Origin of the sequence: Streptomyces erythrochromogenes, assembly GCF_036170895.1 — a bacterium.
Lineage (GTDB): Bacteria > Actinomycetota > Actinomycetes > Streptomycetales > Streptomycetaceae > Streptomyces > Streptomyces erythrochromogenes.
This window is the reverse complement of the sequence record NZ_CP108036.1, coordinates 3,355,400-3,374,618: the sequence shown is the minus strand read 5'-3', so window position 1 is coordinate 3,374,618 and position 19,219 is coordinate 3,355,400. Positions and strand designations below refer to the sequence as shown.

Sequence of the window (19,219 nt, the reverse complement as noted above, 5' to 3'; positions counted from 1 at the left end):
CCCGCGCATTGGAGGAGGGCACTGGACTGTCAGGTGTGTCCTCATGGGACACTCCTGCGCATGCTGGGTGTCACCGATCTGCCGACGTACCTCGCCGGCCTCGTCCTGATCATTCTCCTGCCGGGACCGAACTCGCTCTACGTGCTGTCCGTCGCCGCCCGCCGCGGTGTGCGCACGGGCTACAAGGCCGCCGCCGGGGTGTTCACCGGCGACGCCGTCCTGATGGCGCTGACCGCCGTGGGCGCCGGGGCGCTGCTGCGGGCGAGCCCGCTGGTCTTCACCGTGGTGAAGTTCCTCGGCGCCGGGTACCTGGCCTGGCTGGCCGTCGGGATGATGCGGGGTGCCTGGGCGCTGTGGCGCACGCGCCGGGAGCGGGACGCGGCGCGCGCCGCGGCCCCCGCAGACCCGGCCGAGAACGAGCGGCCCTACCGGCGGGCCCTGCTGATCAGCCTCCTCAACCCGAAGGCCATCCTCTTCCTGATGTCCTTCTTCGTGCAGTTCGTGGACCCCTCTTACGCCTACCCGGCGCTGTCGTTCCTCGTCCTCGGCGGTCTGCTGCAGACCGGCAGCTTCCTCTACCTGACGCTGCTGATATTCGGCGGCACCCGCCTCTCGGAGGCGTTCCGCCGCCGCAAGCGGCTCTCGGCCGGGGCGACCTCGGCGGCGGGCCTGCTGTTCCTGGGCTTCGCGGCCAAGCTCGCCGTCAGCTGACGTCCCCCGGCCCGGGGCGCGTCGGGTCGGGGCGCGTCAGTTCAGGACGCGGCGCAGGGTCCGGGCCATGCGCCGCACGGTCCGGCTGCGCGGCAGGAACGACAGCTGGGCGGGGATGCCGCCGGGCAGCCCCAGCGTGGTCAGCCGGCGGCGCGTGAAGTACCGCCAGGTGCCGGGCGTCAGGTGGGCGGCCAGGTACGCCTCGGCCGCGGCCCGCCGCGCGGACAGGATCTGCGGCTGCATGGTGAACCCGACGGCGGTCAGGAGCCCGGCCCGCTCCGCTCCCGCCCGCCCCACGGACGCGGGCGTCCAGGCGCGGACCGCCTCCGGGTCCGCCAGGTCCGGCAGCAGCGAGTCCACCAGCACCAGCGGCACCCGGTTGCTGTTCTGGTACGGGGCCAGGCGGGCCAGCACGGCCCCGGTGCCGGTGCGCGCGACGGGCAGCCCGTACAGCGTGGCGGCGGTCAGCAGCCCCGTGGAGAAGCAGCCGACCACCAGCGCCGGGCGCAGCCGCTGGTAGAGGGTCTCGGCCAGGGCCGGGCTGCTCGTCACGGTGAGCCGGGCGCCGAGGCGTTCGGCCTCCGCCGCGGCCCGGCGGGAGTACTCGGCCGGTGCGCTGGGATGGGGCTTGAAGACCAGCTCCCGGTGGCCGAGCGCGAAGGCGCCCCGGACCATCGAGGCGTGCAGCTCCTCCTCCTCGTCCGGGGTCATCAGGTCGAGCGCCGACAGGTACTGGCCCAGCAGCAGGGCCGGGGACTCCCCGAGGCCGTCCAGGTCCGCGCCGTGCGAGGGGAGCTCCGCGAGGACCTTCAGGAAGGACTCCGCGGGCACCAGCTCCGGCCGCGCCCCGAACTCGGTCAGCAGCAGCGGCTTCAGGCCGGGCACCAGATCCAGGTGGAGCACCCGCCGCACCCGCATCCCGAGCTGCGGGTCGAGGCGGAAGCGGGTGGGACCGTAGCTCATCAGCCCGTCGGCGTAGACGTCGACCGCAGCGCCCGGGAAGAGCCGGCACAGGGACTGGGCCGGCGGCACCTGGAGGGATTCCACGATCAGCTCGACCCGGTCTTCCCCGAGTCCCCACAGCGTGCGCAGGTGCCGTTCCCAGATGGGGACGTCCTCGGCGCGGGGGGCCCAGGTGCTCGGGTGCTGCGGCTCGATCACGGCGTTCCAGTCGAGCACCTCGTCGAAGCGGGTGCACAGCGCGGCGAAGCCCGGCATGCCGGCCACCCCCGGGGTCACTTCGGCGGTGACGGCGTGGTTGCTGGTCAGCAGGATCCGGCGGCCCGCGGGCGGGAAGGAGCCCGCGTCGACGCCCGCCGCGAGCGTGGCGGCACCGTAGAGGGTGGAGGCCAGGAAGATCTGCGTGAGCATCAGACGGTCGCCCCCGACGGGGTGCGGCGGCCGCCGCGCAGCCGGCGCAGGAGCGCGGAGCGTTCGGCGTCCATCGAGTCCAGGACCTGGCCCAGCACGTCCTGGGGCATGCGGCCGAGCGCGGCCGCGCTCATGAGGCGGAGTTTCTTGGCCACGGCCGGTTCGTACCTTTCGATGGATCCGAAATGGTGCGCGATAATTGCGCAGTACGTTCGTACGGATTTCGGGAGAAGCAGATCGGATTCCCGGTCGGCGGCGACGCCGGCGAGGACCTCGTCGAATGCCCGGATGAAATCGAGCTGCCGTTCGTCCTTGATCTGCGTCAACGACGTGGAAACACCGCGCCGGTAGAAGATCCCGGGCAGTCCGACCGCCGCGAAGGACTCGGCCTCGCGGTGCAGCCGCCAGATCCACGGCCGGTCCTCCGCCGTGCGCAGCCCGTCGGTGAAGTGCAGCAGGCCGCGGTCCAGCAGCCGCCGGTGGTACATCCCGGCCCAGGCGTACGGGTAGTCCACCGAGGTCGCCCGGTCGGCGGGCAGGATCGCGCCGCGCGGATCGGCGACGACGGACTGCGGGCCGAAGGGCACGCGCTGCACGCTCCGCGTCCGGCCGGTGCACCGCACATGGTCGGTGCGGATGAAATCGCAGTTCAGGGACTCTATGGCGGCCAGCGTTCGGGCCAGGTGGCCGGGGGCCAGCCAGTCGTCCCCGTCCAGGAAGGCGAGGTACTCGCCGCGGGCCGCGTCCAGCCCGGTGTTCCGTGCGGTCGCCAGGCCGCCGTTGCTTGCGTGTCTGAGGTGCACCGCCCCGGGCAGCTCGCCCGCCGCGCGTTCCAGCAGGTCGGGCGTCCCGTCCGTCGAGCAGTCGTCGACGAGCAGGAACTCGAAATCCTCCCGGGCGTTCAGTTCGAGACTCTTCAAGGCGTCCGGTGCGTATGTCTGCACGTTGTAGAACGGCACGACAACAGAGAGCTTGGGCACCCGCGAGACATTAGGACGCCGCCCGTCATTCACTGTGGCCCGGATGCGGATTTCACGTGAACGGCGCGGGGCGGTCGGGTTAACCCGTGCGCTTTCGCATTCAGTAGACGCTTTGTTAACCCGCTGTTGTGCGCTCGTTGGGCCGATCACCGAAATCGCCGAATAGCTTCTGCCGCGTGCCAGAACGCAAACGCGTCGCCGTACTCGCCGATTCCGACACGAGATGGAAATGGGGCGCAACCACCGCCCGCCGCCTCGTCCCCGACCACCAGCTCACCGGGTACCTGCTGCGCGGCCGTGCCACGCCCACCGCGCGCCAGCTCGGCGAGGTGGGGGTGCGGGCCGACCGGCTGGCCGAGGTGACCTGCGCCGAGTTCCTCGCCGAGATCGAACGCGAGCGCTACGACGTGGTCGTCCTCGCGCTCGTCGGCGGAGCCGTCCAAGCCGTCGTGCACGGGGCCCGCGCCCTGTGGCCGACGCCCGCCAGGCGCCCCGTACTCGTCACCGGATACGTCGGAGTCGTATACGAGAAGCTCGCCGACGGGCTGCTGCTGCGGCACGGGGCCGACCTCGTCCTCGCCAACTCCCGGCACGACGCCGAGCGCTTCCGCGCCGTGTACGAAGGGGTCGGCGCGGACGCCGGCGCCGTCACCGAGACCGCGCTGCCCTTCCTGGGCGGGGCCCCGTACGAGCCGGCCGGGAGCCGCGCCCACACGGTGGTCTTCGCCGTGCAGCCCTCCGTGCCCGACAGCCGCGCCGACCGCGCCTACCTGCTGGAACGGGCGGCCGGCCACGCCCGCAAGCACCCCGACCGGGAGGTGCTGATCAAGCTGCGCAGCAAGCCCGGGGAGCACACCACGCACCTGGAGGAGCAGCCCTACCAGCGGCTCGCCGAGAAGATCCCCGGCGGACTGCCCGCCAACTGCCGACTGGTGTACGGGAACATGGGCGAGGTGCTGGACGGCACCGACCTGCTGGTCACCGTCTCCTCCACGGCCGCCCTGGAGTCCCTGCACCGCTCCATCCCGACGGCGGTCCTCACCGACCTCGGCATCCGCGAGGCCCTCGGCAACCACCACTTCCTGGGCTCCGGCTGCCTGGCCTCCTGGGACCAGCTCGACGCGGGGCTCCTCCCGGAGGGCGACCCGGTCTGGCTGGCCGCCCAGGGCGTACGGACCCCCGGCGCGCCGAACCCGGCAGACGCGGGTCCGGCCTACGCGGGCCCGGCCGGCGGTCCGGCTTCGGCCGTACCCGGCGCCGCCGCGGGCGGCGACGCCTACGCCGTCGCCCGGGCCAAGGTCGCCGGCCTGCTCGCCGCGACCCGGCTGCCCTCGCCCGCTCCCTATTACACGCTCACCACCGCGCCCGGATACCTGCCCGGCATCCTGGCCCGGCACCGCCTCGCCCCCGACGGCCGCCCCCTGCCCGGCGCCGCACGGCAGGAGGCGGGAGAGTCCCGGCTGCGCCGCCGGCTCCGTGCCCACCTGCGCGAGGTGGCCCGCGGGGCGTACCGGCACGGGGTGCAGCGCGTCGCCCCGGTGATCCGCAGGCTGGGGGAGCTGTGAGGGTCCTCGCCGTCATCCCCGCCCGCGGCGGCTCCAAAGGGGTCCCCGGCAAGAACCTCGCCGAGGTCGCCGGCACCCCGCTCGTCGCCCGCGCCGTCCTGGCCTGCCGGGCCGCGCCGACCGTCACCGACGTGGTGGTCTCCACCGACTCCGAAGCCATCGCCGAGGCCGCCCGCGCCGCGGGCGCCGACGTGATCGCCCGCCCCACCGCGATCTCCGGCGACACCGCGAGCAGCGAGGCCGCCCTCCTGCACGCCCTCTCCGCCTTCGAGGAACTGCACTCGCTCACCGTGGACGTGGTCCTCCTCGTCCAGTGCACCAGCCCCTTCCTCGCCACCTCCGACGTCGAGTCGGTCGCCGTGGCCGTCGCCTCCGGGGCGGCCGACTCGGCCCTGACCGTGGCCCCCTTCCACGGCTTCCTCTGGCGGGACGACCCCGACGGCTCCGGGACCGGGGTCAACCACGACCCGGCGTACCGGCCCCGCCGCCAGGACCGGCCGCAGGACCTGCTGGAGACCGGCGCCGCCTACGCCATGGACGCCGCCGGCTTCCGCACCGCCCGCCACCGCTTCTTCGGCCGCACCCTCCCCGTCCCCACCGACCCCGCCCGGGTCCTGGAGATCGACGACCCGCACGACCTGGCCCGCGCCCGGCTGCTCGCCCCGCTGCTCGACCCGCGCCCCGGCGGCGCACACGCGGACCCGCAGCCCGGCGCGGAGCCGGCCCCGCGCCCCGACCCGCACCGCCCGGACCCGCAGCCCACACCCCGAACACCCCCGCACCGAAGGACGCCTCCTGCCATGACCTCCCTGCCCGACCCCCGCCTGCGTACCTTCGGCTCCCGCACCGCGGGCCCCGGCCGCCCCGTCTACGTCGTCGGCGAGATCGGCATCAACCACAACGGCGACCTCGGCAACGCCTTCGCCCTCATCGACGCCGCCGCCGAAGCCGGATGCGACGCCGTGAAGTTCCAGAAGCGCACCCCGGAGATCTGCACCCCGCGCGACCAGTGGGACATCGAACGCGACACCCCGTGGGGCCGCATGACCTACATCGACTACCGCCACCGGGTCGAGTTCGGCGAGGACGAGTACCGCGCCATCGACGAGCACTGCGCCAAGCGCGGCATCGACTGGTTCGCCTCCCCGTGGGACACCGAGGCCGTCGCCTTCCTGGAGAAGTTCGACGTCCCCGCCCACAAGGTGGCCTCCGCCTCCCTCACGGACGACGAACTGCTGCGCGCCCTGCGCGCCACCGGCCGCACCGTCGTCCTCTCCACCGGCATGTCCACCCCGCAGCAGATCCGCCACGCGGTCGAGGTGCTCGGCAGCGCCAACATCCTCCTCTGCCACGCCACTTCGACGTACCCGGCCAAGGCCGAGGAGCTCAACCTGCGGGTGATCGACACCCTGCGCGACGAGTACCCCAACGTCCCGATCGGCTACTCCGGCCACGAGACGGGCCTGCAGACCACGCTGGCCGCCGTCGCCCTCGGCGCCACCTTCGTCGAGCGCCACATCACCCTCGACCGCGCGATGTGGGGCTCCGACCAGGCCGCCTCCGTCGAGCCCGGCGGCCTGACCCGCCTGGTCCGCGACATCCGCACCATCGAGACCGCCCTCGGCGACGGGGTCAAGCGGGTCTACGAGTCCGAGCTCGGCCCCATGAAGAAGCTCCGCCGCGTCCGGGGCGAGCTGGCCTCGGTCTAGGCCCTGTCCGGCTCACGTCCGGCGCGCGTACCAGCCCCGCCCCCCGACAAGGAGTACGTGTGAGCACCTCCGCCTCCACCCTGGCGTTCGTCGAGAGCCCGGTCCAACTCCTGAACGTGCTGGAGTGGGCGTACGCGCGCGCCACCGCGGCCGGCAGACCGCTGGACGCAGTCCCGAGCCAGCGCGGGCGCCGCGCCGCCGGACCGGGGGCGGAGCCCGGACCGCGCCCGGCGGGCACGCTCGCCCCCGTGCGGATCGTCGTCCTGCCGCCCACCGACCCCATGTCCCGCGGCCAGCTGCGCCGGATGGCGGCGCTGGCCCGGGACGAGGGCTGCGAGGTGCAGTGGCAGGAGGCCCGCGGCAGCCGGCTCGCGCCGCTGAAGGCGCTCGCCGCACTGGCGCGCGACGTCCGCGCGGCGAGCACGGTCGTCGTCGGCGACCCCTTCTCGCGTTACGTCCAGCTCCTGCTCACCCTGGTGCGCGCCGAGGAGCTCGTCGTGGTCGACGACGGCACCGCGACCATGGAGTTCGTCGCGCAGACCGCCCGCGGCGAACGCCTCGTCCGCTGGCACCGGGTCGGCGGCGCAGGGCTGCCCGGCCGCGTCCGCGAGCTGGCGTACGCGCCGGTCTCGGCGGCCGCGCGGCGCCGCTTCGCCCCGGAGGCGGCCGTCGGCACGGGGAAGGCCCGCCGCGTCGAGGTGTTCACCTCGATGCCGGTCGCCCCGCACGGCGGGATGACGCTGCGGGCCAACGAGTTCGCCTGGACCCGCGCCCGCTTCGGCCCGCCCCGCCTGACCAAGGGCACCGACCTGGTCGGCACCTCGCTCGTGGAGACCGGCGTCGTCGACCCGGACCGCTACCTCGACGCGGTCCGCTCCCTCACCCTGGAGCACGGCGCCACCCGCTACTTCGCGCACCGCCGGGAGTCCCCGGAGAAGCTGCGCGCGCTGAGCCGGGAGACCGGGCTGGAGATCGTACGCCCGGACCTGCCACTGGAACTGATCGCCCGTCGGGGTCCTGTCGGCCGGACGATCCTCAGCTTTCCGTCCACGGTCGTCCACACACTGCCGTACGCCCTGACCGGTACCGGTGTCACCGTCGCCGTATGCGATGTGGACCCGGCCTGGCTCACCGGGTCCGCGTCCCCGCGTGCGAAGAGCTTCCTCGCGGGGGTCACCGACACCGCTCGTGATGTGCACAGACTGCCTGCCCAGGCGGCGCCCACGGCCGGATGAGCGCGCGAGTTTACCCCCGGGCTCACCCGGTCATGCGTCCAGAGGCTGGGTTTCTTTCCCCTAACGGCATGAACTTTTCGTGATCCCCGGCCAGTTGAGCCATCCGTGCGCCTACCCTTCAACGGGTGAACCAGTTGATGTCCCGCGAGTCCCAGCCCCTCCAGCCCGTCGCGTCCGACCGGCCCGAGCTGCCCGGCAAACTTCCGGACCACCTGCGCACCGAACTGATCGCCTTCCGCCGGGACTTGCACATGCACCCGGAGCTCGGACACCAGGAATTCCGCACCACTGCGGCGATCAAGGCCAGGCTTGAGAAAGCCGGCCTGCGACCACGGGTCCTGAAGTCCGGCACGGGCCTGATCTGTGACGTAGGCACCTGGGACGGGGGCCGGCCGATGCTGGCCCTGCGCGCGGACATCGACGCCCTGCCCATTCCTGACACCAAGACGCACGTCTCGTACCGCTCGACCTCCCCCGACCGCGCCCACGCCTGTGGCCACGACGTGCACACGGCCGTCGTCCTCGGAGCCGGCCTCGTCCTCGCCGAGCTCGACCGGCAGGGACTCCTGCCGCGGCCCGTACGGCTCCTCTTCCAGCCCGCCGAGGAGGTGCTCCCCGGCGGAGCCACCGACGCCATCGAGTCCGGGGTGCTGGACGGCGTGGGCCGGATCGTCGCCGTGCACTGCGACCCCCGGGTCGACGCCGGCCGGATCGGACTGAGGCCCGGCCCCATCACCTCCGCCTGCGACCGGCTGGAGGTCACCCTCACCGGCTCCGGCGGGCACACGGCACGGCCGCACCTGACCACCGACCTGGTGACCGCCGCCGCCCGGGTGGCCGTCGACGCCCCCGCCCTGCTCGCCCGCCGGATGGACGCCCGCTCGGGCATGTCGGTCACCTGGGGCCGGATCGAGGCCGGGCACGCCTGCAACGTGATCCCGATGCACGCCGAGCTGTCCGGAACTGTTCGGTGCCTGGACCTGGCCGCCTGGCACGAGGCGCCGGACATGATCCACGCGGCGATCGACGAGATCGCGACGATGCACGGGGCCAAGTTCGAGATCAACCACGTGCGCGGGGTGCCGCCGGTGGTCAACGACCCGGTGATCACCGAGCTGCTCCGCGAGGCGATGGGGGCCCGCTGCGGCGCCGAGTCGGTCGAGGACACCGAGCAGAGCCTGGGCGGGGAGGACTTCTCCTGGTACCTGGAGCACGTCCCGGGCGCCATGGCCCGCCTGGGAGTGCGCGCTCCCGGCGACACCGCCAAGCGCGACCTGCACCGCGGGGACTTCGACGTGGACGAGGACGCGATCGCCGTCGGCGTCGAGTTCTTCACCGCCGCCGCCTTGATCGACGGCCGCCGCACGCCGCCTTCCCGGTAGGGACAGGGCCGCTCTCCTTACAACATCGGCGAGCCTCCCGGCCGACGCGTCCAGCCCTTGGTACACAAGGGCTGGACGCCTTGGCAGTTACCGATCGGTCACTGTCCGGTTCACGACGATCCGATAACGACTCATGAACGGGCCTTTAACTGACATCTACGCGCGTTACGATCGCCGCGAAACCAGCGCCGGTCGTGGCGCTTCGGTCAGGTTTTGAAGGAGCCTCCCCTTGCGCCGGATCACCAGGATCGCCACCGTGGGCATCGCGTCCGCGGCGCTGGCCCTCTCGGCCACCGCCTGTGGCGGTAAGAAGTCCTCTGACGCTGCCGCCTCCCCCTCGGAGTCGGGCGGCCAGAAGTCCGCAGCCATCGCGTACGACATCGGTGGCCGCGGCGACCAGTCGTTCAACGATGCCGCCTACGCCGGTCTGAAGAAGGCCGAGACGGAGCTGAAGATCAAGGGCGCCGAGGCGGAGCCCACCGACGGCGAGGGCGAGGCCGACAAGGTCCAGCGCCTCACCGAGCTGGCCCGCAAGGGCAACAACCCGGTCATCGGCGTCGGCTTCGCCTACGCCCCGGCCATCAAGAAGGTCGCCCCGAAGTTCCCGAACACCACGTTCGGCATCATCGACGACACCTCGGTGACCGGCCCGAACGTCGCCAACATGGTCTTCAACGAGGAGCAGGGCTCCTACCTGGCCGGCGTCGCCGCCGCCAAGGCGTCCAAGACCGGCACGGTCGGCTTCATCGGCGGTGTCGAGGTCCCGCTGATCAAGAAGTTCGAGGCGGGCTTCGCCCAGGGCGTCAAGGACACCAACCCGAACGCCAAGGTGCTCTCCGCGTACCTGACCCAGCCGCCGAACTTCGACGGTTTCGCCAAGCCCGACCTGGGCAAGGCCGCCGCGCAGGGCCAGCTCGACGCGGGCGCCGACGTGATCTACGCCGCCGCCGGTCTGGCCGGTTCCGGTGCCATCGAGGCTGCCTCGGCCAAGGGCAAGTGGGCCATCGGCGTCGACTCCGACCAGTACAACCAGGCCGGTCTGGCGAAGTACAAGGACTCCATCCTGACCTCGGTCACCAAGGACGTCTCGGACTCCGTCTTCAACCTGATCAAGTCGGTCGAGGACGGCAAGCCCACCACCGGTGAGATCCGCTACGGCCTGGACAAGGACGGCGTCGGCCTGGCCGACTCCAACCCGAAGTACAAGGAGATGGCCGACGTCATCGCCGCGGTGGAGAAGGCCAAGGCCGACATCATCGCCAAGAAGATCACCGTCAAGACCGCTCCGTAAGGTCGTCTTGAACGTGTAGTCCTGGTCTCCGGGGTCCGGGAAGCGGTCGACATCGCTCCCGGGCCCCGAGCCTCGTTCTGTGATCACTAGTCTGTGACCTAGCAGCCTTCGTGGCCGCGAGTTTTCACTTCCGACAGTGCTACGCGCGTAGAAGCATCGTGGACGCGATACTTTCACTCCCCGCCCTGTCCTCCCTGCCTTCCGCTCCTTTCGCGCCAAGGAGAGTGCGTCATCAACGCGTCCAGCCCGCCCCTCGCCGTAGAACTGCACGGCATCACAAAGCGCTTCCCCGGCGTCGTCGCCAACAAGGACATCGCGATCACCGTCCGCAAGGGCACGGTCCATGCCCTCATCGGTGAGAACGGCGCCGGCAAGTCGACTCTGATGAAGATCCTCTACGGCATGCAGAAGCCGGACGAGGGCACCATCGCCATCGACGGGGAACAGGTCGCCTTCAACAGCCCGGGCGACGCCATCGCCCGCGGCATCGGCATGGTGCACCAGCACTTCATGCTCGCCGACAACCTCACCGTCCTGGAGAACATCGTTCTCGGCGGCGAGAAGCTGTACGGCATCGGCGCCAAGGCCCGCAAGAAGATCATGGAGATCTCGGACGCGTACGGCCTCGGCGTGCGCCCCGACGCCCTCGTCGAAGACCTCGGCGTCGCCGACCGCCAGCGCGTGGAGATCCTCAAGGTCCTCTACCGCGGTGCGAAGATCCTCATCCTCGACGAGCCGACCGCAGTGCTCGTGCCGCAGGAGGTGGACGCACTCTTCGACAACCTGCGCGAGCTCAAGTCCGAGGGCCTGACCGTCATCTTCATCTCGCACAAGCTCGGCGAGGTCCTGAAGGTCGCCGACGACATCACCGTCATCCGGCGCGGCACCACGGTCGGCACCGCCGACCCGAAGACCGCCACCCCCAAGCAGCTCGCCGAGCTGATGGTCGGCGCGGAGCTGCCGTCGCCGGAGACCCGCGAGTCGACCGTCACGGACGTTCCGATGCTGAAGGTCGAGGGCCTGACCGTCCTCGAGACCGGAGGCGTCGCTCTCGCCCCCGAGACCTCGGCGCGCTTCGTCATGCCGACGGACTCCATCGTGCGCGAGGGCGCGGAGGTCGGCCGTCGGCTGCTCGACGACATCAGCCTCACCATCCACAAGGGCGAGATCCTCGGCATCGCCGGTGTCGAGGGCAACGGCCAGACGGAACTGATCGAGGCCCTCATGGGCATGATCCACCCCGCGGCGGGCGTGATCACCCTCGACGGCGCGGACATCACCAAGACCTCCGTGCGCAAGCGCCGTGAGGGCGGCATCGGGTACATCCCCGAGGACCGCCACCGCCACGGCCTGCTGCTGGAGTCCCCGCTCTGGGAGAACCGCATCCTCGGCCACGTCACCGAGGCGCCCAACTCCAAGAAGGGCATCCTCGACCCGAAGGCGGCCCGCAAGGACACCGAGCGGATCGTGCGCGAGTACGACGTGCGCACGCCCGGCATCGACGTCACCGCGGCCTCGCTCTCCGGCGGCAACCAGCAGAAGCTGATCGTCGGCCGCGAGATGAGCCACAACCCGAAGTTCCTCATCGCCGCCCACCCCACCCGCGGTGTGGACGTCGGTGCGCAGGCGCAGATCTGGGACGCGATCCGCGAGGCCCGCCGCGAGGGCCTGGCCGTGCTGCTGATCTCCGCCGACCTGGACGAGCTCATCGGCCTGTCCGACACCCTGCGCGTGATCTACCGCGGTCGCCTGGTCGCGGACGCCGACCCCGCCACCGTCACCCCCGAGGAGCTCGGCACCGCCATGACGGGCGCCGCCTCGGGGCACCTGGAAGCAACCGACAACCACTCCGCCGCTGCCGACGGTGACACGACGGAGGACGAGGCCCGATGAAGACATTCGACAAGGACCGGCTGATGCTCGCCATCGCCGGGCCCCTGCTCGCGCTGGTCAGCGCCTTCGTACTGACCATGATCGTGCTGGCGGCGACGGGCATCAACCCGATCGAGCCGCTGCGCCTCATGGTGGAGAACGGCGGTTACGAGGACATCCAGGTCCTCATCGTCAACCAGGCCGGTACGTACTACCTGGCAGCCCTGGCCGTCGCCATCGGCTTCCGGATGAACCTCTTCAACATCGGTGTCGACGGCCAGTACCGCCTCGCCGCGATGATCTCCGCCGTGGTCGGTGGCGCCATCGCGCTGCCCGGGCCGCTGCACATCCTGCTGATCGTCCTCGTCGCGATGCTCACCGGTGCCTTCTGGGCCGGTATCGCCGGTGTCCTCAAGGCCAAGCGCGGCGTGAGCGAGGTCGTCTCGACGATCATGCTCAACGCCATCGCCACCAGCCTCATCGCCTGGCTGATCCTGCCGAAGAACCTCGGCGTGCAGGTGGAGGGCTCCAACGACCTCACCACCGGTGAGATCGCCCAGTCCGGCTGGTTCCCGGCCCTCTCCCTGGGCGACTCGGGCGAGATCTACGGCTTCACCTTCATCGCCTTCGCCCTCGGCGTCGTCTACTGGTTCGTGCTCAACCGCACCCGCTTCGGCTTCGACCTGCGCGCCAGCGGCGCGAGCGAGTCCGCCGCCGCGGCCTCCGGCGTCGACTCCAAGAAGATGATCATCACTGCGATGCTCATCTCCGGCGCCGTCGCCGGCCTGTCCGGCATGCCCGTGCTGCTCGGCGAGAGCCACACGTACACCCTCGTCTTCCCCGTGGGTGTGGGCTTCACCGGCATCACCATCGCCCTGCTCGGCCGCAACAACCCCGTGGGCATCTTCTTCGCCGCCCTCCTGATGGCCTTCATCGACAAGGCGTCCGCCGGTCTCGACACGGCCGGCTACGCCAAGGAGATCGGCACGATCATGAAGGGTCTGATCGTGATCGCGGTGGTCGTCTCCTACGAGCTGATCCGCCGCTACGGCATCCGCCGCCAGCAGCAGAAGGTCGGCGAGGAGCTGGCTGCGGGCCACGCCATGAAGACCGAGAAGGAGGTCGCGGCGTGAGCGCCAGCACCGTTTCCACGAAGAAGGCGGCACCCGCGCCGGGCGCCCGCAAGAAGCTCACCCTTCCCTGGATCCTGCTGATCATCGCGGGCGGCCTCGCGCTCGTCTCGCTGGTCCGCCTGATCTCCGGGGCCAACGACCTGACCTCCGTCGGCCAGGTCTCCGGCGCCCTCTCCCTCGCCGTGCCGATCGGCCTCGCCGGCCTCGGCGGTCTGTGGGCCGAGCGCGCGGGCGTCGTCAACATCGGCCTCGAAGGCATGATGATCCTCGGCACCTGGTTCGGTGCCTGGGCCGGCTACCAGTGGGGCCCCTGGACCGGTGTGCTCGTCGGCATCGCCGGCGGCGCCGTCGGCGGCCTGCTGCACGCGATCATCACGGTGACCTTCAACGTCAACCACATCGTCTCGGGTGTGGCCATCAACATCCTGGCGCTGGGCTTCACCCAGTACCTGTCGAACTTCACGTTCGCCGAGGCGCCGGGCGGCTCCTCCAAGCAGTCCCCGCAGGTCGAGCCGATCACCAAGATCACCATTCCGGGGCTCTCGGACTGGATGGCGGACCTCCAGGGCAAGCACTGGTTCTTCGTCTCGGACCTCGCCGGCGTCATCGGCGGCCTGATCACCGAAATCTCGCTGCTGACCATCGTGGCCCTGCTGCTGATCCCCGCCACCTGGTGGGTGCTGTGGCGGACCTCCTTCGGTCTGCGCCTGCGCTCCTGCGGTGAGAACCCGGTCGCCGCCGAGTCCCTCGGCGTCAACGTCTACAAGTACAAGTACATCGCCGTGATCGTCTCGGGCGCCCTCGCGGGCCTCGGCGGCGTGTACCTGTCCGAGGTCGCCAGCCCCATCTACCAGGAAGGCCAGACCGGCGGCCGCGGCTACATCGGTCTCGCCGCGATGATCTTCGGTAACTGGATGCCGGGCGGCATGGCGCTGGGTGCGGGCCTGTTCGGCTTCATCGACAGCCTCAAGCTGCGCGGCGGCGCCGAGAACGTCCACGCGATGCTGCTGCTGATCGCGATCCTGCTGGTCATCGTCTGCGTCTGGCAGCTCTACAAGAAGAAGTACATCCAGGCCGGCATCTCGGCGGCCTTCGCCGCGCTGCTGTTCGTCTGGTACGCCACGACCGACGCGGTGCCGAGCCAGTTCGTCGACGCGGCCCCGTACCTGACCACGCTGCTGGTGCTCGCCCTCTCGGCGCAGCGCCTGCGGATGCCCAAGGCGGACGGCATGCCGTACCGCAAGGGCCAGGGCAAGTGACCGTGGAGCACGCGGTGGACTGGGAAGCCCTGCGGACGCACGCCCGGGAAGCGATGACCCGGGCGTACGCCCCCTACTCGGGCTTCCCGGTCGGGGTCGCCGCCCTCGTGGACGACGGCCGCATCGTGACCGGCTGCAACGTCGAGAACGCGAGCTACGGGCTGGGCCTGTGCGCCGAGTGCGGCCTGGTCTCCTCCCTCCAGGCCACGGGCGGCGGCCGCCTCACGCACTTCACGTGCGTGGACGGCAAGGGCGAGATCCTCGTCCCGTGCGGGCGCTGCCGCCAGCTGCTGTACGAATTCGGCGGCGACGAGCTGCTGGTGGACACCCCGGACGGGGTCCTTCCGCTGGCGGCGATGCTGCCCCAGGCCTTCGGGCCCGGCCACCTGAGATAGCCGTGCCGACGGCCCTTCGCCCCTGCCGGGGCGGAGGGCCGTCGCACTTCCGTTCCCTGATCCCCTCTCCTCCCTCTCTCTATGCGCGTAGAAGGAAGCACCTCATGGACGTCATCTCCGTCATCCGGACCAAGCGGGACCGCGGTGAGCTGAGCCCCGAGCAGATCGACTGGGTCATCGACGCCTACACCCGCGGCGTCGTGGCCGACGAGCAGATGTCCGCCCTGGCCATGGCCATCCTGCTCAACGGCATGAACCGGACCGAGATCGCCCGCTGGACCGCGGCGATGATCGCCTCCGGCGAGCGCATGAACTTCGACGCCCTCTCCCGCCCGACCGCCGACAAGCACTCCACCGGCGGCGTCGGCGACAAGATCACCCTCCCGCTCGCCCCGCTCGTCGCCGCGTGCGGCGCGGCCGTGCCGCAGCTGTCGGGCCGCGGCCTCGGCCACACCGGCGGCACCCTCGACAAGCTGGAGTCCATCCCCGGCTGGCGTGCGCTGCTCTCCAACGAGGAGATGATGCACGTCCTCGACACCACCGGCGCGGTCATCTGCGCGGCGGGCGACGGCCTGGCCCCGGCCGACAAGAAGCTCTACGCGCTGCGCGACGTCACCGGCACGGTCGAGGCGATCCCGCTGATCGCCTCCTCGATCATGTCGAAGAAGATCGCCGAGGGCACGGGCTCGCTCGTCCTGGACGTCAAGGTCGGCACCGGCGCCTTCATGAAGAACCTCGCGGACGCGCAGGAGCTGGCCCACACGATGGTCGGCCTCGGCACGGACAGCGGGGTGAAGACGGTCGCGCTGATCACCGACATGTCGACCCCGCTCGGCCTCACCGCCGGCAACGCCCTCGAGGTCCGCGAGTCGGTCGAGGTCCTGGCCGGCGGCGGCCCCTCGGACGTCGTGGAGCTGACCATCGCGCTGGCCAAGGAGATGCTGGACGCGGCGGGCATCAAGGACGCCGACCCGGCCAAGGCCCTGGCCGACGGTTCCGCGATGGACCACTGGCGCCGGATGATCGCGGCCCAGGGCGGCGACCCGGACGCGACCCTCCCGGTCGCCCGCGAGCAGCACGTGGTCATCGCCCCCGAGTCGGGCGTCCTGACCCGCCTGGACGCGTACGGGGTCGGCGTCGCCGCCTGGCGCCTGGGCGCCGGCCGCGCGCGCAAGGAGGACCCGGTGCAGGCGGGCGCGGGCGTCGAGCTCCACGCGAAGCCGGGTGACATGGTGACGGCGGGCCAGCCGCTGATGACCCTGCACACGGACACCCCGGAGAGGTTCGACTACGCCCTCGCGTCCCTGGCGGGCACGTACGACATCGCCACGGCGGGTACGGCCTTCTCCGCCACGTCGATCATCCTGGACCGCATCGCCTGACCTGCGGCTTCCCTTTCGGGTGAACGGGACCGGTGGACCCCCGCCGGTCCCGTTCGGCATGCTGGGACCGGCGACCTCACAGCCGCGGCAGGGCCTCGCCCGGTCGCGGTACGCGCCGCTGGTCCCCCTCCGGCCGTGCCGATGAGTTCCGGCGGGCCGAGGAGTCATCCCCTCGTGGAGACCACCCGACTCGTGCTGCCAGGACCCGCCCCGACCGCGCGCGACGCCGCATCCCTGTGCGCGCGCCTGGCCCGGCTGTACGAGGACGGGGCGCGCGCGGTGGAGTGCGACGCGCGCGCCGTCACCGCGCCGGGCCTGGGCGCCGTGGAGGTGCTGGCCCGGCTGCGGCTGACCGCCCGGGGGCGGCCGCTGCGGGTGACCGGGGCCGCGCCCGCGCTACGCGCCCTGCTGGGCCTCGTCGGACTCGTCGAGCTGCTCGGGGAGGCCGAAGAGCGGGAACCACCGGGCCGTGTCCAGGAAGGCGTTGAGGCCGACGATCCGGCCGTCTGAGACCTCCAGCACCTGCAGCGCCCACGGGGTGTGCCCCGGCTTGCCGTCCTCGCGCGGGCGGTACTGGCCGAAGGCCGGCATGCCGTTCGCGGTCGTCGGGATCAGGCGGGAGCCCTTGCAGCCGATGCCCTGGTTGAGGTGCCACGCCGCGATGTCCGCCTTGCCCTGCAGCCACAGGTCGAACGGCGGCATGGACAGGACGGCGTCCTCGTGCAGCAGCGCCGTGAGGCGCGAGATGTCGTAGGACTCGAAGGCGGCGAGGTACTGCTCCAGCAGCTTCGCCTGCCCCGCGTCCAGCGGGTCGGCCGACTCGCTCTCGCGCATCCGCTGCCCGGCCAGCGTGGCCCGCGCGCGCTGGAGCGCGCTGTTCACCGACGCCACCGTGGTGTCCAGCAGCTGCGCTACCTCGTCCGCCTTCCAGGCCAGCACCTCGCGCAGGATGAGCACCGCGCGCTGCTTGGCCGGCAGGTGCTGGAGGGCGGCGACGAAGGCGAGCCGCACGGACTCCTTCGCGAGCGCCATCTCGGCCGGGTCCGCGGTCTGCGGCAGCACCCGGCCGTCCGGGACGGGCTCCAGCCAGGTCACCTCGGGCCGCTGGTTGAGCACGGCGGAGGACTGGTGCTGCGGGGCGGTCAGGTCCATCGGACGGGCCCGTTTGTTCCCGGCGTTCAGCAGGTCCAGGCAGACGTTGGTGGCGATCCGGTAGAGCCACGACCGCAGTGAGGAGCGGCCCTCGAACTTCTCGTAACTGCGCCAGGCGCGGATGTAGGTGTCCTGCACCGCGTCCTCGGCGTCGAAGGCGGAACCGAGCATCCGGTAGCAGTAGCCCGTGAGCTCGACCCGGTACCGGTCCATCGCCGCGTCGAGGTCGCTACTGGTGGTGGCGAGGTCGCTCATGTCGGTCCATCCCCCTGAGGTTCGTGGCTGCTTCGGAACCTACCCGAGGGGTCTGACAAGGGCAGCCGGAAGCGCGGAGACGCCCAGGTGTATCGACATCAAGTATCTTGACGTCAAGATTAATTTGATGCAGGCTTCCCCTGTATCTCGATGTCGAGATACCTGGACGGCGGGCGGGGAGGCCTGGGATGCGGCGCGGCGGGGAGATCCGGAAGGCACGGCGCGAGGACCGGGACCCCGGTCTGGTGGCGCAGCTGCGGCGGCCGCCCGGCGGCCGCGACGCGCGGATCATGCTCCTCGCCCAGCTGCTGGACCGCGCCGGCACCGGCGTCTGGGCCGCGGCCTGCGTCCTCTACTTCACCTTCGTCATCGGCCTCGACGCCGGACAGGTCGGCATACTGCTGGGGGCGTCCGGGGTCGCGGGCATCGCCGGCTCGCCCCTGGCGGGCCACCTCGCCGACCGCTTCCCGGTGCGCTCCCTGCTGATCTGCGCCCACCTGCTGCGCCTGGTCGCCCTCTGCCTGCTGCTCGTCGTCACCGACTTCGCGCTGCTGCTGCCCGTGGTGGCCGTCACCCACCTCGGAGACCGGGCGGCCAAGACCCTGGAGATGCTCTTCGCCACCCGGGTCGCGGGCGATCGGCGCGCCACCTACCAGGCGCTCTCGCGCAGCTCGGCGAACGCCGGCTACGCGCTCGGGGCCGGACTCGCCGCCATCGGCCTCGCCGTCGGCACCCGCGGGGCCTACCACGTGCTCATCCTGGCCGACGCGCTGTCGTTCCTCGTGGCCGCCGCCCTGGTGTGGCGGACCCGGGAGCCGCGCGGCCGCGGGCTCGTGACCGCACCCACCGCCGATGCCGATGCCGCCGCCCCGCAGGCCGCACCCGCTGCCGGGGGGCCGAGTCCGTGGCGGGACCGCGGCTACCTCCGGTTCGTCCTGCTGGACATCCCGATGCACCTCGACGACTCGATCCTGGCCATCGGCATCCCGCTGTGGCTGGTCAGCCGCACCACCGCGCCGCACGAACTGGTCCCGGCCTTCCTGGTCGTCAACACCGTGCTCGTCGTCGTCCTCCAGCTGCGCGTGTCGGCGAAGGTCCGGGGGCCGCGCCAGGCGGCGGGAGCCGTCGCCCTGTACGGACTGACCACGCTCCTGTGCTGCGCCCTCCTGGCCGCCGCGACCGGCGGCGGGGCCTGGGCCGCCTCGGCCGCCCTGCTCGCCGCGGCGGTGCTGGCCACCGCGGCCGAGCTGATGCGCTCGGTGAGTTCGTGGGAGCTCGCCGTCACCCTCGCGCCCCGTCAGGCGCGCGCCTCGTACCTCGGCGTGGCCGGCATGGCGCAGTCCGTGCAGAAGTCCGCGGGCCCGCTGCTGCTCACCGGGGCGGTGATGGCGGCCGGTCCGGCCGGGTGGATCGCCCTCGGGGCGGCGGTGGCCGGCCTGTCCCTCGTCCAACGCCGCGCCAGCCTGCGCAGGTTGGACGCCCTGGCCGGGGCTCCGGCCCCGGCTGCCGCCGCCGCGCCCGCCTGAG

16 protein-coding genes and 1 pseudogene are annotated in these 19,219 nt (G+C 71.8%); 14 read left to right on the top strand and 3 right to left on the bottom strand.

Annotated elements, in window-relative coordinates:
- The first annotated feature begins 60 nt into the window (after positions 1–60).
- The gene (gene leuE, locus OHA91_RS15080) at positions 61–711 is read left to right on the top strand and encodes a leucine efflux protein LeuE (RefSeq protein WP_328739399.1); all 651 of its coding nucleotides are present in this window, start codon (positions 61–63) and stop codon (positions 709–711) included.
- 36 nt (positions 712–747) lie between these two features.
- Here leuE and OHA91_RS15075 read toward each other — a convergent pair whose 3' ends face one another.
- Positions 748–2,082, bottom strand: coding sequence for a polysialyltransferase family glycosyltransferase (locus OHA91_RS15075; RefSeq protein WP_328739397.1), 1,335 nt, complete (start codon positions 2,080–2,082; stop codon positions 748–750).
- Positions 2,082–3,062, bottom strand: coding sequence for a glycosyltransferase family 2 protein (locus OHA91_RS15070; RefSeq protein ID WP_328739395.1), 981 nt, complete (start codon positions 3,060–3,062; stop codon positions 2,082–2,084). Before OHA91_RS15070 ends, OHA91_RS15075 begins: the two co-directional genes overlap by 1 nt.
- Positions 3,063–3,238: 176 nt before the next feature.
- Here OHA91_RS15070 and OHA91_RS15065 point away from each other — a divergent pair, with 176 nt between their 5' ends.
- From OHA91_RS15065 to OHA91_RS15010, 12 genes and pseudogenes are all read left to right on the top strand, one after another.
- Positions 3,239–4,627: a DUF6716 putative glycosyltransferase gene (locus tag OHA91_RS15065; protein WP_328739393.1), complete on the top strand. Its 1,389-nt coding sequence runs from the start codon at positions 3,239–3,241 to the stop codon at positions 4,625–4,627.
- Positions 4,624–4,989: pseudogene (locus OHA91_RS15060) on the top strand (acylneuraminate cytidylyltransferase family protein); the annotation flags it as partial. The gene OHA91_RS15065 and the pseudogene OHA91_RS15060, both read left to right, overlap by 4 nt.
- A 447-nt stretch (positions 4,990–5,436) precedes the next feature.
- A complete protein-coding gene (locus OHA91_RS15055) occupies positions 5,437–6,336 on the top strand; it encodes an N-acetylneuraminate synthase family protein (protein ID WP_245240081.1) in 900 nt (299 codons plus the stop codon).
- A gap of 59 nt (positions 6,337–6,395) precedes the next feature.
- Positions 6,396–7,571 carry a hypothetical protein gene (locus OHA91_RS15050; protein ID WP_328739391.1) on the top strand — a complete coding sequence of 392 codons (1,176 nt, stop codon included), beginning with the start codon at positions 6,396–6,398 and terminating at the stop codon, positions 7,569–7,571.
- Between the two features lie 137 nt (positions 7,572–7,708).
- The gene (locus OHA91_RS15045) at positions 7,709–8,953 is read left to right on the top strand and encodes an amidohydrolase (RefSeq protein WP_031149684.1); all 1,245 of its coding nucleotides are present in this window, start codon (positions 7,709–7,711) and stop codon (positions 8,951–8,953) included.
- 229 nt (positions 8,954–9,182) lie between these two features.
- Entirely contained in the window at positions 9,183–10,244 is a 1,062-nt protein-coding gene (locus OHA91_RS15040) for a BMP family lipoprotein (protein ID WP_030851266.1), read from the top strand.
- Between the two features lie 231 nt (positions 10,245–10,475).
- Complete coding sequence (locus OHA91_RS15035; RefSeq protein WP_078959229.1) at positions 10,476–12,137, top strand: ABC transporter ATP-binding protein; 1,662 nt, start codon at positions 10,476–10,478, stop codon at positions 12,135–12,137.
- Positions 12,134–13,249 carry an ABC transporter permease gene (locus tag OHA91_RS15030; RefSeq protein WP_031149688.1) on the top strand — a complete coding sequence of 372 codons (1,116 nt, stop codon included), beginning with the start codon at positions 12,134–12,136 and terminating at the stop codon, positions 13,247–13,249. The genes OHA91_RS15035 and OHA91_RS15030 overlap by 4 nt, the downstream gene beginning before the upstream one ends.
- A complete protein-coding gene (locus tag OHA91_RS15025) occupies positions 13,246–14,508 on the top strand; it encodes an ABC transporter permease (protein ID WP_328739387.1) in 1,263 nt (420 codons plus the stop codon). Before OHA91_RS15030 ends, OHA91_RS15025 begins: the two co-directional genes overlap by 4 nt.
- Positions 14,505–14,903: a cytidine deaminase gene (locus tag OHA91_RS15020; protein WP_031149692.1), complete on the top strand. Its 399-nt coding sequence runs from the start codon at positions 14,505–14,507 to the stop codon at positions 14,901–14,903. Before OHA91_RS15025 ends, OHA91_RS15020 begins: the two co-directional genes overlap by 4 nt.
- 104 nt (positions 14,904–15,007) lie before the next feature.
- Positions 15,008–16,285 carry a thymidine phosphorylase gene (locus OHA91_RS15015; RefSeq protein ID WP_328739383.1) on the top strand — a complete coding sequence of 426 codons (1,278 nt, stop codon included), beginning with the start codon at positions 15,008–15,010 and terminating at the stop codon, positions 16,283–16,285.
- Positions 16,286–16,459: 174 nt separating this feature from the next.
- Entirely contained in the window at positions 16,460–16,795 is a 336-nt protein-coding gene (locus OHA91_RS15010; protein ID WP_031149696.1) for an STAS domain-containing protein, read from the top strand.
- On the opposite strand, the gene OHA91_RS15005 is transcribed toward OHA91_RS15010, so the two are convergent.
- Positions 16,682–17,692: a sigma-70 family RNA polymerase sigma factor gene (locus OHA91_RS15005; RefSeq protein ID WP_031149698.1), complete on the bottom strand. Its 1,011-nt coding sequence runs from the start codon at positions 17,690–17,692 to the stop codon at positions 16,682–16,684. The two genes, OHA91_RS15010 and OHA91_RS15005, sit on opposite strands and share 114 nt — an antisense overlap.
- A 188-nt stretch (positions 17,693–17,880) precedes the next feature.
- Here OHA91_RS15005 and OHA91_RS15000 point away from each other — a divergent pair, with 188 nt between their 5' ends.
- Entirely contained in the window at positions 17,881–19,218 is a 1,338-nt protein-coding gene (locus tag OHA91_RS15000; protein ID WP_328739379.1) for an MFS transporter, read from the top strand.
- The last annotated feature ends 1 nt before the right edge of the window (position 19,219 follow it).